Genomic DNA, 14,055 nt, shown 5'->3' with positions numbered 1-14,055 from the left:
CACGGGGGGGGGGGTTTGGGGGGGGGATTTGGGATGTTTCCTTTCCCCTCTTCCTCTCCCCCCCCCCCCCTGCCCCCCCCCTCCCCCCCTTCCCCCCCCCCCCCCCCCCGGCTCCGACGGCCCCACGGCCGGCGGCGGCGCCCGGATCCCCCGCCGGGCGCCGCCGCCTCTTCCGTACGGCCTTCTGTGCATGCGCCCCGTTCGGGCGGGTTGCATAGGATCGGTGTGTGATCATCCACGGCAACCGGACCGGAGCGGCGGCAGCCGCCGCCCTCGTCGCCCTCGCGCTGCTCGCGGGCGGCTGTACGGAGGCCTCGGGCGGCGTCCGGGGGACCCCCGGGTCCGCGGGGCTGCGCGACCCGTACTTCCCGAAGCTCGGCAACGGCGGGTACGACGTGGGGCACTACGCGCTGTCCCTGGCGTACGACCCCCGGACCGGGCGGCTCGACGGCACGGCCGAGATCACCGCCCGTGCCACCCAGGACCTCAGCGCCTTCAACCTCGACCTCGCCGGCCTCGCGGTGAGCGCGGCGACCGTCGACGGCGCGCCCGCGGCCCACCACCGGGCCGGGAACGAGCTGACGCTCCGGCCGCGCGAGGAGATCCCGGAGGGTGCGGAGTTCCGGGCCACCGTCCGGTACGCGGGGGTGCCCGAGCCGATCACGGACGCGGACGGCTCCGAGGAGGGCTGGATGCGCACGGCAGGCGGGGCGGTCGCCGTCGGCGAGCCGCAGGGCTCGATGAGCTGGTTCCCCGGCAACCACCATCCCTCCGACAAGGCCGCGTACGACATCACGCTGACCGTCCCGGCCGGTCTCGACGCCTTCTCCAACGGGGTCATGACCGAGCGGCGGACGGGGGCGGACGGCCGCGTCACCACCGTCTGGCACACGGCCGAGCCGATGGCGAGCTATCTCGCGACGGTGGCGATCGGCCGGTACGAGACGTCGACGGCGTCCGCGCCCGGCCCGGACGCGGACGGGGGCGACGGCTCCGGGGCGGGGTCCGACGCCGGTGCCGTGCCCGTCCTGACCGCCGCCGAGCGGCCGGTCGCGGAGGCCAGCGCCCCGCTGCGGAGCGAGATCCCGACGATCCTCGGCCGCCAGGCGGAACGTTTCGGCCCCTATCCCTTCTCCGCCGCCGGCGCGATCGTCATGACGGACGGGACCCTCGGCTACGCCCTGGAGACCCAGACCCGGCCGGTCTTCCCCGCCGCCTCCTTCGACCGGGAGACCCTCGTCCACGAGCTGGCCCATCAGTGGTTCGGCGACTCGGTCACCCCCGCCGGCTGGCGGGACCTGTGGCTGAACGAGGGCTTCGCGACGTACGCCGAGTGGCTGTATGCCGAGGAGTACGAGGACGTCCCCGCGCGCACCCGCTTCGAGACGGCCTTCGCCCAGGACGCCAACTGGGCCTTCCCGCCCGCCGCCCCGCCGTCCGCCGAGAACCTCTTCGACCCGCCCGTCTACCAGCGCGGGGCGATGGTCCTGCACAAGCTCCGCGAGACCGTCGGCGACCGGGTCTTCGACGAGATCCTGCGCGGCTGGCCCGCGAAGTACCGGCACGCCAACGCCACCACCGGCGACTTCACGGCCTACGCGGAGAGCGTGTCGGGCAAGGACCTCGACGCGCTGTGGGACGTCTGGCTGTACGGCGACGGGAAGCCGGCGCGTCCGTAGGGGGTCAGCCGAGGGGCTTGCGCAGCACGACGCAGGGCCGGCCGTGGGCGAGGTCAGGGCGCCGGGCGGTCTCCTCGTAACCGAGGGCGGTCCAGAAGGCCAGGGCGTCCGGGTTGTTCTCCAGCACGGCGAGCCGCAGTCCCGTGCGGCCCTCGGCGCGGAAGCGCTCCTCGACGTGGGCGGCGAGGCGGCGGCCGTGGCCGGCGCGCCGCTCCTCGGCGTGGACCATGAGGAGGCCGAGCCACGGGTCCGGGTCCGCCGGGTCGGGGTGGCGGCCGAGCGTCACGGCGACGGCCACGAGCCGGCCCCCGGAGCGGGCGAGCAGCACCTGGGCGGTGGGCTGGGCGAGCTCGTCGGCGAGCGCGGCGGCGACCTGCTCGGGCCGGATGTCGGACGGGTCCGGGAAGTCGCCGGTGAGCTGCTGGAACCCGGCGTTCGACGCGTACAGCGCGGTGAGTTCGGTCAGCAGCGCCCCGGGGAGGGCGGCGCCGTCCTCCAGGGCCTTGGGGGCGAGGGCTTCGACGATCACGCGCACAGGGTAGAGCCCCGGCCGGGACGTTCCGGCCGGGGCTCCACCGAGGTGCGACGGATCAGAGGTTGACGCCGAAGTCGCGGGCGATGCCCTCCAGGCCGGAGGCGTAGCCCTGGCCGACGGCGCGGAACTTCCACTCGGCGCCGTTGCGGTAGAGCTCGCCGAAGACCATGGCGGTCTCGACGGCCGCGTCCTCGGAGAGGTCGTAGCGGGCGAGCTCGGCGCCGCCGGCCTGGTTGACGATGCGGATGTACGCGTTGCGCACCTGGCCGAAGTTCTGCGAGCGGCTCACCGCGTCGTAGATCGAGACGGGGAAGACGATCTTGTCGACGTTCGGCGGGAGGGCCGCCAGGTTGACGTTGATCTGCTCGTCGTCGCCGCCGCCCTCGCCGGTGCGGTTGTCACCGGTGTGGACGATGGTCTGGTCCGGCGTCGACTTGTTGTTGAAGAAGACGAAGTGCGCGTCGGACGCGACCTTGCCGGCGGCGTCCACGCCGATCGCCGAGGCGTCGAGGTCGAAGTCGGTGCCGGTGGTGGTGCGGACGTCCCAGCCGAGGCCCACGGTGACGGCGGCGAGGCCGGGGGCCTCCTTGGTCAGGGAGACGTTGCCGCCCTTGGACAGGCTCACAGCCATGGAAAGTCCCTTTCATCGTGATGTCGTCGCCTGGAGAAACGCGTGCGCGGCTCCGGCGGTTCCCGACCGTTCCTCCCCGGGGTTCCCCGTGGGGTTCGCGGTGAAAACAGGATGACTCCCCCGGCCCCTTCCGGGGAACATGGGGGGCATGTCCGGTCCCTATCCCATCCGCGGCTCCGTCTCGCTCCCCGAGGCCGAGCTCCAGTGGCGTTTCTCGCGCTCGTCGGGGCCGGGCGGGCAGCACGTCAACACCAGTGACTCGCAGGTGGAGCTCCGTTTCGACCTCGCGGCCACCACCTCGCTCCCCGAGGTGTGGAAGGCGCGGGCGCTGGAGCGGCTCGCCTCCCGGCTGGTGGGCGGCGTCGTGACGGTCCGCGCCTCGGAGCACCGCTCCCAGTGGCGCAACCGCGAGACGGCCGCCGTCCGGCTCGCCGCCCTCCTCGCGGAGGCGACGGCCCCGCCGCCGAAGCCCCGCCGGCCGACGAAGATCCCCCGCGGGATCAACGAGCGGCGGCTGCGCGAGAAGAAGCAGCGCTCCGAGACCAAGCGGACCCGCCGGTCCCGCGACTGGGGCTGACCGGGGTCCGCGCTCGGCTCCTGGTCCTGCTGGACCGGGTCGAAGGGAGGAGTCCACCCCGGCGCCCCGGGCACCGGGGTCAGGACAGGTGGCGGTACTTCCCCTGGAAGTACGTGAGCGGGCCGCGGGCGGTGGCCGGGGAGAGGGCGGCCGTCAGGACGCGGCCCACGACCAGCGTGTGGTCGCCGGCGACGACCCGGCTCTCGGTGCGGCACTCCAGGGTGGCCAGCGCGTCGCCCATCAGCGGGGCGCCGCTCTCCTCGCCGCGGGTGTACGGCAGGTCGGCGAAGAGCAGCCGGTCGCTGACCCGGTTCTTCATGGCGAAGCGGCCGGCGACGTGCCGCTGGTCCTCGGCGAGCATCGACACGGCCCAGACGGGCACGTCGGTGAGCAGGTCGTCCATGCGGGAGCCGTTGCGGAGGCTGACCAGGACCAGGGGCGGGTCGAGGGAGACCGACATGAAGGCGGTGGCCGTCATGCCGACGTCCTCGCCGCGCGGACCGTCGTCGGGGTCGTGCGCGGTCACCAGGACCACGCCTGCCGCGAGGCGGGACATGGCCGCCCGGAACTCGTCGTTGCTCACCCCCTCAGCATGAGGGACGGCCAGGTCGGTGACGGGGGGCGGGGCGGGGGTCTTCTGCAGCACACCGGCCACGCTAGGCCGGTGCCCCGGTCCGCCGCATCGGGCCCGGGGACCAGTCCGGCACCCCCCGCCGGTCCTAGTCCCTGTCCGGAAATCGCCCCCTGGCCGCGCCCGGCGGGCCGCGTCGCCCTATGGCGCGCGGCCTCAGGAGGAAAGGCACGACCCGCAATGACCTGCTGTGACTTGAGTCACAGAGGGCAGTATTTGCTGACCCTGTGTACCGGGTGCGCAGCTCGCTGTGATTCAGTGGCAGTGACAGTGCAACACGTAGCCGATGAGAACCCTGGAGTTGCTGTCGAGGTCTCGGGGAGAGCGAGCGATGGAGACCGAGTCGGAGCCGTACGTCCGTCTCTCGACCCTGCGGCAGCTGCATCAGGTCGTGGCGGACCTCAACACTGCGCGCAGTCTGGCGGACACCCTGCAGACCGTCGCCGACGGTGTGGTCGCGGGCCTCAACTACGAGCTGGCCTGCGTCAACCTCGTACGCCCCGACGGTGACCTCGTCGTCGCCGCCTTCGCCGGAAGCTCCGCCGCCGAGGCCCTGATCACCGGCCGGGTCGGCTCCCGCGCCTCCTGGGAACGGCGTCTGTCCATGGGCTCCGCCTGGGGCGACCTGCGGTTCATACCGCACACCGAGGGCTGGGTGCTGATGGAGGACGACGTCCCCCAGTGGCACACCGACGGCCCGGCGCCCCGCTTCGAGGACGAGTGGCACCCGCACGACCGGCTGTACGCCCCGATGTACGCCTCCGGATCCGGCCGCGAACTCCTCGGCGTCATATCCGTCGACCGCCCGCGCAACGGACGGCACCCGGGACCCTGGGGCCAGGAGGCGCTCCAGATGTACGCCTCCCAGTCCGCCATCGCCATCAGCAACGCCCGGCTCCGCTCGAACATGCAGCGCGCCCTCGTCCGCCTGGAGCGGGAGCAGCAGGCCCTGCGCGCCAGCGAGGAATCCTTCCGGCAGGCCTTCGAGTACGCCCCGTCCGGCATGGCGATCGCCGAGATGGGCGGCGACCAGCACGGCCGGCTGCTGCGGACCAACGACGCCCTGTGCCGGCTCCTCGGCCGGCCCGCCTCGGTGATGCGGCGCTACTCCTTCGCCGACCTCGTCCACCCCGAGGACATAGGCACCCTGCTCCGGACCTCCGCCGAGGGCGGCCGGGCCGAGCTGCGGCTCGGCCGGCGCGACGGCACCTACGTCTGGGTCTCCCTGCGCAACTCGGTCGTCGCCGACACGGCCGACGGGCCGCGCTTCCTCCTCACCCACGTCGAGGACATCGAGGAGCGCAAGCGGCACGAGCTCCAGCTCGCCCACCGGGCCTCGCACGACGCCCTCACCGGACTCCCCAACAGCGCCGAACTGCGCTCCCGCCTCTCCGCCCGCATCTGCGAGCGCCCGTCCGCGCCGGGGGACGAGGCGGCGTACGGCGCGTACGACTCCGCCCGGGACGGCGGGTACGGGGCCAGCCACGGCTCCTCGTACGACACCTCCTACGACCCGGCGTACGACCCCGGGCCCGATCCGCAGACCTACGAGCACGAACACGAGCACGGCTTCGGTTTCGAGCCGGCCGGCGGCGCCGGGCCCTACGACCACCACGTGCACGCGGTCGCCCCCTCGGGCGGCGAGGTCGACGACGGCACCAAGGGGCTCGCGGTCCTCTTCTGCGACCTCGACGGCTTCAAGTCGATCAACGACCGCTTCGGGCACCACACCGGCGACGCCGTCCTCATCGAGGTCGCCCGCCGGCTCACCACCGGCGTGCGGGACGGCGACACGGTGGCGCGGCTCGGCGGGGACGAGTTCGTCGTCCTCGCCGACGGCCTCGGCGCCGCCGACGCCGCCGACCTGGCCGTGCGCCTGCGCAACGCGATCATCCCGCCCATCCGGGTCGACGGCCGGGCGGTCCGGGTCGGCGCCAGTTTCGGCATCGGCTGGGCCGAATGCGGGATGACCGTCGAAGAGGTCCTGAACTCCGCCGACCAGCGGATGTACGTCGAGAAGCGGTCCCGCGCCAAGGTGCACCGCCGGGCCGGCTGAGTCGCGCGCTCGTCCGTTCGGGGTAGGCTCGGCCGGTCGGCGACGGCTGGCGAGCATGGAGAGGATGACCCGGATGGCTGCCGGTAACGACGGCGCGAGCAAGCCCGAGGAAGACGATCCGTTCGGCTACCTGTACGCGGACGGGCAGGCGGCGGGCGCGCAGCCCCCACAGGGCGGCGGCTACGGCTACCCCGGCCCCGCCGCGGCGCAGCCGGGCGTGCCCCGCACCTCGTACAACCAGGTCAGGACGGTCGGCGAGCGCCAGTACGGCGGTCAGCCCCAGGGGCACCACCAGCCCTACGTCCCCCCGCAGCAGCAGGGCCCCTACGGCCAGCCGCAGGCGCAGTACGCCGCGCCCGAGACGTACGGCGGCCAGCCCACCCGCCACTCCCCGGCCCCGCCCCAGCGCGGCGGCTCCGGCCGCGGCCCCAACACCCGGGGCCTCCTCATCGGTGCCGTCGCGGTCGTCGCGGTCGTCGTCGTCGGCATCGCCGCCGCCGTGATCAGCAACTCCGGCGACGACACGTCCGACCGGTCCGGCGGCACCCCCTCCACCGCCCCCTCCTCCCAGCCCTCCGAACAGCCCAGCGGCGACCCCAGCCCGGACAAGACCCCGGAGGAACTGCCGAAGCAGGACGCGGCGACGCTGAAGCTCGGCGGCTCGGCCCTCACGGAGACCACCGTGAAGGGGGCCGAGGGCGCCGGCGGCGTGTACGTGTCGGGGTTCAACGCGATCGGGTCCTCGGTCACCTGGAAGGCGCACATGCCGTCGGACGGCAAGTACCGCCTGACCGTGCGCTACGCCATCCCGGCCGTCGACGCCAACGCCACCCTGACGGTCAACGGCAAGGCGAACTCCTCCCCGCTCGGCCTGAAGAACTTCGTCCACTCCACGGACCCGAACCTCGAGAAGAACTGGCAGACCACCTGGGCGCCGGTCACCCTCAAGAAGGGCGAGAACGAGATCCGCATCTCGTGCGAGCAGGGCAACCAGTGCAACGTCCTGCTGGACTGGCTGGAAGTCACTCCGGAACTCGGTCAGTAGCGGACCCGGTCCCTCAGAGGTCCTCCTCCGTCACCTTCACCCGCGTCAGCAGCTCCTCGTAGGCCGCGGCGTCGTACTCGCCGGCCACCGGGGAGAGGACCGTCGCCGCCGAGAGGGCGACGGCGCGGGTGAGGCGTTCGGGCCAGGGGGTGCCGTCGACGAGGCCGGAGAGCAGGCCCGCGACGGCGGAGTCGCCGGCGCCGGTGGGGTTGCCGCGCACGGCCGTGGGCGGCACGGCGCGCCAGACCCCCTCGGGGGTGACGGCGAGCAGGCCCTCGGGGCCGAGCGAGGAGATCACGGCGCGGGCGCCGCGGCGCCGGGCGTCGCGGGTGGCGCGGTGGGGTTCGCGGGAGCCGGTGAGCCGGGCGAGTTCGTCGGCGTTGGGCTTGACGAGGTCGGGACGGGCGGCGATGCCGCGCCGCAGGGGTTCGCCGCTGGTGTCGAGGAGGACGGGCACGGCGGCGGCGCGGGCGAGCCGGACGAGTTCGGCGTACGCGCCCACGTGGACGCCCGGCGGGAGGCTGCCGCAGAGGGCGACCGCCCGGGCGCCGTCGAGGAGTTCGGCGAAGCGGGTGCGGAAGGCGGTCCACTCGGCGGCGGTGACGGCCGGGCCGGGTTCGTTGAGCTGGGTGGTGTCGCCGGTGGCGGCGTCGACGACGGCGACGGTGCGGCGGCTGGATCCGGCGGTCTCGACGAGCGCGTCCCGTACGGGGGTGGCGGCGAGCTGGGTCCGGAGCGTCGCTCCGGTGGCGCCGCCCGCGAAGCCGGTGGCGACGGTCTCGTGACCGAGGGCGGCGAGCACGCGGGCGACGTTGAGGCCCTTGCCGCCGGGGCGTTCGATGACCTGGGTGACGCGGTGGGTGGCGTGCGGGGTGAGGGCGGGGACCCGATAGGTCAGGTCCAGCGCCGTGTTGAGGGTGACTGTGAGGATCACCTGTCCACCCCCGTACTCCGTACTCCGTGTGAAGTCCTGCGGAACACGTGTTCCGACGGGCACCGATCATGCCAAACGAAAGGCGATCGGCCCAGACCCCCGGCCGACCGCCTCGCGCATGACTCCTGATCAGACCGCTGCGGCCGCCGTGGGGTCGACGATCCACTCGCCCCTGCGCATGACGCCCTTGAGCTCGAAGTCGGCGTCGAGGACGACGATGTCGGCGTCCTTGCCGGGCTCCAGGGAGCCGACGCGGTCGTAGGCACCGAGGAGGCGGGCGGGGTTGGCGGAGAGGGCCTGGACGACGGACTCGACGGGGAGGCCGTCGACGGTGACGGCGCGCTTGAAGGCGCGGTCGAGGGTGAGGGTGGAGCCGGCGATGGAGCCGCCCTCGACGAGGCGGGCGACGCTGTCCTTCACCTCGACCTCCAGCGGGCCGAGCATGTAGCGGCCGTCGCCGAAGCCGGCGGCGTCCATGGCGTCGGTGATGAAGGCGACGCGCTCGGGGCCGGCGTGGTGGAAGGCGAGCTCCAGGGCGGCCGGGTGGAGGTGGGTGCCGTCGTTGATGAGCTCGACGGTGATCCGCTCGTCCTCCAGGAGGGCGGCGATCGGGCCGGGGGCGCGGTGGCCGAGGGCGGGCATCGCGTTGAAGAGGTGGGTGGCGACGGTGGCGCCGGCGTCGATGGCCGCGACGGTCTGCTCGTACGTGGCGTCGGTGTGGCCGATGGCGGCGATCACGCCGTGCTCGGCGAGGAGGCGCACGGAGTCCAGGCCGCCGGGCAGCTCGGTGGCGAGGGTGACCATCCGGGCCTGGCCGCGGCCGGCGTCGATCAGCTTGCGGACCTCGGCCGGGTCGGGGTCGCGGAGCAGCGTCTCGTCGTGGGCGCCCTTGCGGCAGGGGGAGATGAAGGGGCCCTCGAAGTGGAGGCCGGCGATCTCGCCCTGTTCGGCGAGCTCGGAGAGCAGGCCGGCGCGCCGGGCGAGGAAGTCCATCTCGCCGGTGACGAAGGAGGCGACGACGGTGGTCGTGCCGTGCAGGCGGTGGGTGTGGACGCCCTGGAGGACCTCGTCGGCGGTGCCGGAGGTGAAGGAGGCGCCGCCGCCGCCGTGGTTGTGCATGTCGACGAAGCCGGGGACGAGCCAGTGGCCGGCCAGGTCGACGCGGGGGGCTCCCTCGGGGGCGGAGCCGGTGATGCGGCCGCCTTCGACGATCACGCGTCCGTTCTCGACGATCCCGGTGGGCAGCACGACGTGTGCGCCGGCGAGAACCTTGTGATCGGCCATCAGGCGGAATCCTCCGAGTCGGTGGGGGGCTGGTCGGCGAGCAGGTCCCAGGCGAGGAGGCCCGCGCCCAGGCATCCGGCGGTGTCCCCGAGGGCCGCCGGGACGATGGCGGGCAGCTTCTGGAACGTGACTCGCTCCTCCACCGCGGCCCGGAGTGGTGTGAACAAGGTTTCCCCGGCCTCGGCCAGCCCGCCACCGATGATGAGCGTGCGGGGGTCCAGCAGGGTGAGGGCGGTGACGAGGCCGTCGGCGAGGGCGTCGACGGCGTCCTGCCAGACCCGCGTGGCGGCGGCGTCGCCGGATTCGACGGCCTTGGCGCAGTCGGCGGCGTCGGCGTCCGGGTCGCCGCTGGCGGCGGCCCATGCCTGGGAGACGGCGGAGGCGGAGGCGTACCGCTCCAGGCAGCCGCGCTGGCCGCAGCCGCAGTCGGTGCCGCCGGGGCGGACGACGATGTGGCCGATCTCGCCGGCGTAGCCGTGGGCGCCGGCCTCGATGCGGTCGCCGATGCCGATGGCGCCGGCGATGCCGGTGCCGAGGGGGACGAAGAGGAAGCGGTCGGCGCCGTTGCCGGCGCCGATGCGGCCTTCGGCGAGGCCGCCGGTGCGCACGTCGTGGCCGAGGGCGACGGGGATGCCGTCGAGCCGGCGGCTGAGGAGTTCGCGCATGGGAACGTCGCGCCAGCCGAGGTTGGCGGCGTAGACCGCGATGCCGTTCTCGGCGTCGACGATTCCGGGGACGGCGACTCCGGCCGCGGCGGCGGGTTCGCCGTACCGCTCCTGTCCGAGGGTACGGAGGTCCTCGGCGAAGCCGAGGATGGTCTCCACGACGGCCTCGGGGCCGCGCCTGCGGCCGGTGGCGCGGCGGGCCTCGTGGAGGAGGGTGCCGTCTGCCCCGACCAGGGCGGCCTTCATGCCGGTGCCGCCCACATCGAGGGCGATGACGTGTCTCACGGAGGACAGTTTGGCGCGCGGGGACCCAAAAGGTCTAGTCCACTGCCGAGGATTGTTGCGTACGGATACAAATTCGAGGTCCGGACTGCGTTGCGGAAGTGATACCCAAGTGGTGTAGACCTCATGCCCGGACGCACGAGAGACTTGCGGCCCTGCGACGAGCAAACACGCAGCTCAGCGCAGCTCAACGACGAGCAAAAGGTGGATGAAGCCGTGGAGCGGCGACGATTCCTTGGACTGACCGCGGCCGCCGCCGCCCTCGGGCTGACCTCCACGGTCGCCGGGTGCGGCTCCCTGGGGGGCGACTCCGGCGATGTGACCCTCCGGCTGGTCGCCGCCGAGTACGACCTGACCGGCGGCGACTCCACCAAGAAGTACTGGACCGACCTCGTCGCCGCCTTCGAGGCCGAGCACCCGGGCGTCACGGTCGAGATCCAGATCGAGTCCTGGGACGACGTCGACCGCAAGGTCGCCGAGATGGTCGCCGCCGGCGATGCCCCCGACATCGCGCAGATCGGCGCCTACGCCGACTACGCGGCCGCCGACAAGCTCTACGCGGCCGACGAGATCCTCTCGATCCCCGTCCAGGCCAACTTCCTCGCGCCGCTGGTCGCCGCCGGCGAGTCCAAGCGGACCCAGTACGGCCTGCCCTTCGTCGCCTCCACCCGGCCCCTCTTCTACAACGAGGACCTCTTCGCCGAGGCCGGGCTGAAGGCCCCCAAGACCTGGGACGAGCTCGCCGCGGCCGCCGAGAAGCTGAAGGACAACGGTGTCCGCACCCCCTTCGCGCTGCCCCTCGGTCCCGAGGAGGCCCAGGCCGAGACGCTGATGTGGCTGCTCAGCGGCGGCGGCGGCTGGACCGACGCCACCGACCACTACGCCGTCGACTCCGACGCCAACGTCCGCACCTTCGAGTGGCTGCGGACGAACCTGGTCGGCAAGGGCCTCACGGGCCCCGTCGCCCCCGGCAAGCTCAACCGCAAGGCCGCCTTCGCCGCCTTCGCGCGCGGCGAGGTCGGCATGCTCAACGGCCACCCCTCCCTCGTGAAGGAGGCCGCCAAGAAGGGCGTCAAGGTCGGCCAGGTCCCGCTGCCCGGCATCGACGGCACGCCCAAGAGCTCCATGGGCGTCGCCGACTGGATCATGGGCTTCAAGCAGAACGGCCACCGCAAGGAGATCGGCGACTTCCTCAACTTCGCCTTCAGCGACGAGAACGTCCTGAAGTTCGCCGGGGACAACGACCTCCTGCCGGTCACCGTCAGCGCCTCCGCCCGCATGGAGACCGACCCCGAGTACGCCAACCTGCGCGAGTTCCTCAAGGGTCTGCCCAACGCCCAGCTGCCGCCGGTCGGCAAGACCTCCTGGGCCAAGGTCAGCGAGAACGTCAAGCAGAACATCGGCAAGGCGGTCTCCCCGGACGGGAAGCCGGCCGCCGTCCTCGGCGCGATAGGCCGGGTGGCGACGGCGGCCGAGGCCGCCGAGTGACGCCCCGGCGGCCCACGGCGTGAGCCGCGTGGGCCGCCGGGTAATAGGTTGGTCGTATGACCGCGAGTGAGGAACGAGACGAGGACGGCCTCGCCGCGCGCGAACAGGCACTCCTCGCCGTCGAGCGCCGCTCCTGGCCCGGCCCCGGCGCCAAGGAGCGGGCCGTCCGCGAGCGGCTCGGCCTCTCGCCGACCCGCTACTACCAGCTGCTCAACGCCCTCCTCGACGACCCGCGGGCCCTCGCCCACGACCCGGTGACGGTCAACCGGCTCCGCCGGGTCCGGGAGGAGAAGCAGCGGCGACGCTAGGGCGCCCCGCCCCGCCCCCGCCTCCGCGCCCCTGCGGCCCCGCTGACGCGGCGGCCGTACGTCGGTAGGGTCGGGAGCATGGTCAGCAGCCTTCCGCACCCGACCACGTCCGCCGGCCGCGACGGCCTGGCCGCGCTCCTCGCGCGGCCCGAGAAGGCCGTCGTCGCCCTCGACTTCGACGGCACCCTCGCCGAGATCGTCGCCGACCCCGAACAGGCCCGCGCCCATCCCGGCGCGGTGGCCGCCCTCTCCGCCCTCGCCCCCGAGGTCGCCTCCGTCGCCGTCGTGACGGGCCGGCCCGCCGGGGTCGCCGTCCGCTACGGCGGCTTCGCCGGCGTCCCGGGCCTGGAGCACCTCGTCGTCCTCGGGCACTACGGCGCCGAACGCTGGGACGCCGTCACCGGGACCGTCCACGCCGCCGACCCGCACCCGGGCGTGGCGTCCGTCCGCGCCGAGCTCCCCGGCTTCCTCGACCGGGCCGGCGCCTGGCCCGGGGTCTGGATCGAGGAGAAGGGCCGGGCGGTCGCCGTGCACACCCGGCGCGCGCTCGACCCGGAAGGCGCCTTCGAGGCGCTCAAGGGGCCCCTCGGCGAGCTCGCCACCCACCACGGCCTGGTCGTCGAGCCGGGCCGCATGGTCCTGGAGCTGCGGCCTCCGGGCATGGACAAGGGCGTGGCCCTCGCCGCGTACCTCCGCGAGGTGGGCGCCGGGTCCGTGCTCTACGCCGGGGACGACCTCGGCGACCTGCCCGCCTTCGCCGCCGTCGAGAAGCTCCGTGCCGACGGCACCCCCGGCCTGCTGGTCTGCAGCGGCTCCACCGAGGTCCCGGAGCTCTCCGGCCGCGCCGACCTCTCGGTCGACGGACCGCCCGGGGTGGTCACCTTCCTGACGGACCTCGCCCGGGCCGTGCGCGAGCGCTGAGCCCGGAACGGCGGCGGGACCGGCGGGGAAGCCCCCGGCCCCCCGTCCGGTCCCGTCGTTCAGTCGAGCAGGAGGTCGACCAGGCCGGTCAGGCCCTCCTCGCCGCCGCCCATGTCCAGGCGGCGGCGCATCAGCGCGAAGTACGGCCGGAGCAGCTCCGGGCTGACGCCCTGTCCCGCGGCCGTGTCCAGGAAGGTGGGCGTGCCCGCCACCTGCATCGCCAGGCGGGAGACGACGTCCGTGGTGTGGTCGCCGCTCGCCAGGCGCCGGCCGGTCTCCGCGACGGCCGGGCCGGCCATCGCGGAGATCCACTTCCCGAGCAGCGGAGCGAACGCGACGGGGTCGACGTCCTCCCTGCGGACCAGCGCGAAGGCGTGGGCGACGCCCGCGAACATCCCGTACATGGCGCTCAGCAGGGCCACGTCGTGGAGGGCCGCGAAGCCGGCGTCCTCGCCGACGTACGCGGTGCCCACCGGCACGGCCAGCGTCTCCCGGTGCTCCTCGAACAGCTCCCGCGAACCGCTGTAGAACACGTACCCCCCGGCCTGCGGCACCCCCACCATCGGCGGTACGGCCATGATGCCGCCGTCCAGGTAGCGGGCCCCGCGCCCCTCGGCCCAGGCGGCACGGGCCCGGGCCGCGGCGGGGGTCGTGGTCGTGAGGTTGACGAGGTCCCTGCCGGTGAGGTCGACGCCGTCGACGGCCTCCTCGACGGAGGCGTCGTCGAGGAGGCAGAGGACGACCGGGCCGCCCGCGGCGACGGCCCCGGCGGCGGTGGCGGCCGCCACCGCCCCCTCGGCGACCAGCGGGGCGGCCCGGCCCGGGGTGCGGTTCCAGACGGTCAGGGGGTGCCCGGCGGCGAGCCAGGCACGGGCCAGGGCCGTGCCCATCGCGCCGAGGCCGAGGAGGGTGACGGGGGACTTCCCGGGAGGGTGAGCTGTCATGCCCACCAGGCTGCGCCGGCGTTCCGGCCTGCTCAAGTACCCACTTGGGAGTGGGTGGTTACCCTGAGGTGAGTG

Annotated in this window: 14 protein-coding genes; 7 read left to right on the top strand and 7 right to left on the bottom strand. The window is 73.9% G+C overall.

The window, feature by feature from the left end:
• The first annotated feature begins 227 nt into the window (after positions 1–227).
• A complete protein-coding gene (locus ACZ60W_RS18830; RefSeq protein ID WP_469756433.1) occupies positions 228–1,679 on the top strand; it encodes a M1 family metallopeptidase in 1,452 nt (483 codons plus the stop codon).
• Positions 1,680–1,683: 4 nt separating this feature from the next.
• Here ACZ60W_RS18830 and ACZ60W_RS18825 read toward each other — a convergent pair whose 3' ends face one another.
• Together ACZ60W_RS18825 and ACZ60W_RS18820 are read right to left on the bottom strand one after the other, a co-directional pair.
• Positions 1,684–2,208 (bottom strand): GNAT family N-acetyltransferase, encoded by a 525-nt coding sequence (locus ACZ60W_RS18825; protein WP_469756432.1) that lies wholly within the window; start codon positions 2,206–2,208, stop codon positions 1,684–1,686.
• Positions 2,209–2,269: 61 nt separating this feature from the next.
• Positions 2,270–2,845: a TerD family protein gene (locus ACZ60W_RS18820; RefSeq protein ID WP_073911578.1), complete on the bottom strand. Its 576-nt coding sequence runs from the start codon at positions 2,843–2,845 to the stop codon at positions 2,270–2,272.
• A gap of 139 nt (positions 2,846–2,984) precedes the next feature.
• Between ACZ60W_RS18820 and arfB the strand changes: the two genes are divergently transcribed.
• Positions 2,985–3,422 carry an alternative ribosome rescue aminoacyl-tRNA hydrolase ArfB gene (gene arfB, locus ACZ60W_RS18815; RefSeq protein ID WP_469756431.1) on the top strand — a complete coding sequence of 146 codons (438 nt, stop codon included), beginning with the start codon at positions 2,985–2,987 and terminating at the stop codon, positions 3,420–3,422.
• A gap of 79 nt (positions 3,423–3,501) precedes the next feature.
• Here arfB and ACZ60W_RS18810 read toward each other — a convergent pair whose 3' ends face one another.
• Positions 3,502–4,068, bottom strand: a complete 567-nt coding sequence (locus tag ACZ60W_RS18810) for a flavin reductase family protein (protein WP_469756430.1) — start codon at positions 4,066–4,068, stop codon at positions 3,502–3,504.
• A 316-nt stretch (positions 4,069–4,384) separates the two neighbouring features.
• Between ACZ60W_RS18810 and cdgB the strand changes: the two genes are divergently transcribed.
• Positions 4,385–6,109 carry a diguanylate cyclase CdgB gene (gene cdgB, locus ACZ60W_RS18805; RefSeq protein ID WP_469756429.1) on the top strand — a complete coding sequence of 575 codons (1,725 nt, stop codon included), beginning with the start codon at positions 4,385–4,387 and terminating at the stop codon, positions 6,107–6,109.
• Between the two features lie 73 nt (positions 6,110–6,182).
• Complete coding sequence (locus ACZ60W_RS18800) at positions 6,183–7,154, top strand: CBM35 domain-containing protein (protein WP_469756428.1); 972 nt, start codon at positions 6,183–6,185, stop codon at positions 7,152–7,154.
• A 13-nt stretch (positions 7,155–7,167) separates the two neighbouring features.
• Here the strand turns inward: ACZ60W_RS18800 and ACZ60W_RS18795 are convergent, their stop codons facing one another.
• The 3 genes from ACZ60W_RS18795 to ACZ60W_RS18785 form a co-directional block, all read right to left on the bottom strand.
• Complete coding sequence (locus tag ACZ60W_RS18795) at positions 7,168–8,088, bottom strand: 1-phosphofructokinase family hexose kinase (protein ID WP_469756427.1); 921 nt, start codon at positions 8,086–8,088, stop codon at positions 7,168–7,170.
• Positions 8,089–8,217: 129 nt separating this feature from the next.
• Positions 8,218–9,372, bottom strand: coding sequence for an N-acetylglucosamine-6-phosphate deacetylase (nagA, locus tag ACZ60W_RS18790; RefSeq protein ID WP_469756426.1), 1,155 nt, complete (start codon positions 9,370–9,372; stop codon positions 8,218–8,220).
• Positions 9,372–10,322, bottom strand: coding sequence for an ROK family protein (locus ACZ60W_RS18785; RefSeq protein ID WP_469756425.1), 951 nt, complete (start codon positions 10,320–10,322; stop codon positions 9,372–9,374). The genes nagA and ACZ60W_RS18785 overlap by 1 nt, the downstream gene beginning before the upstream one ends.
• Positions 10,323–10,523: 201 nt before the next feature.
• On the opposite strand from ACZ60W_RS18785, the gene ACZ60W_RS18780 reads away from it, so the two are divergent.
• From ACZ60W_RS18780 to otsB, 3 genes are all read left to right on the top strand, one after another.
• Positions 10,524–11,807 (top strand): extracellular solute-binding protein, encoded by a 1,284-nt coding sequence (locus ACZ60W_RS18780; protein ID WP_469756424.1) that lies wholly within the window; start codon positions 10,524–10,526, stop codon positions 11,805–11,807.
• A 56-nt stretch (positions 11,808–11,863) separates the two neighbouring features.
• Complete coding sequence (locus ACZ60W_RS18775; protein ID WP_469756423.1) at positions 11,864–12,115, top strand: DUF3263 domain-containing protein; 252 nt, start codon at positions 11,864–11,866, stop codon at positions 12,113–12,115.
• Positions 12,116–12,193: 78 nt separating this feature from the next.
• Entirely contained in the window at positions 12,194–13,036 is an 843-nt protein-coding gene (otsB, locus tag ACZ60W_RS18770; protein ID WP_469756422.1) for a trehalose-phosphatase, read from the top strand.
• A 59-nt stretch (positions 13,037–13,095) separates the two neighbouring features.
• Here otsB and ACZ60W_RS18765 read toward each other — a convergent pair whose 3' ends face one another.
• On the bottom strand, positions 13,096–13,980 hold the full coding sequence (locus tag ACZ60W_RS18765) for an imine reductase family protein (protein WP_469756421.1): 885 nt from the start codon (positions 13,978–13,980) through the stop codon (positions 13,096–13,098).
• Positions 13,981–14,055: the final 75 nt, after the last annotated feature.

It is taken from the genome of Streptomyces sp. NPDC104202 (assembly GCF_055584185.1).
Note: the sequence above shows the minus strand (reverse complement) of the source record. Positions and strands in the feature narration are given on the sequence as shown.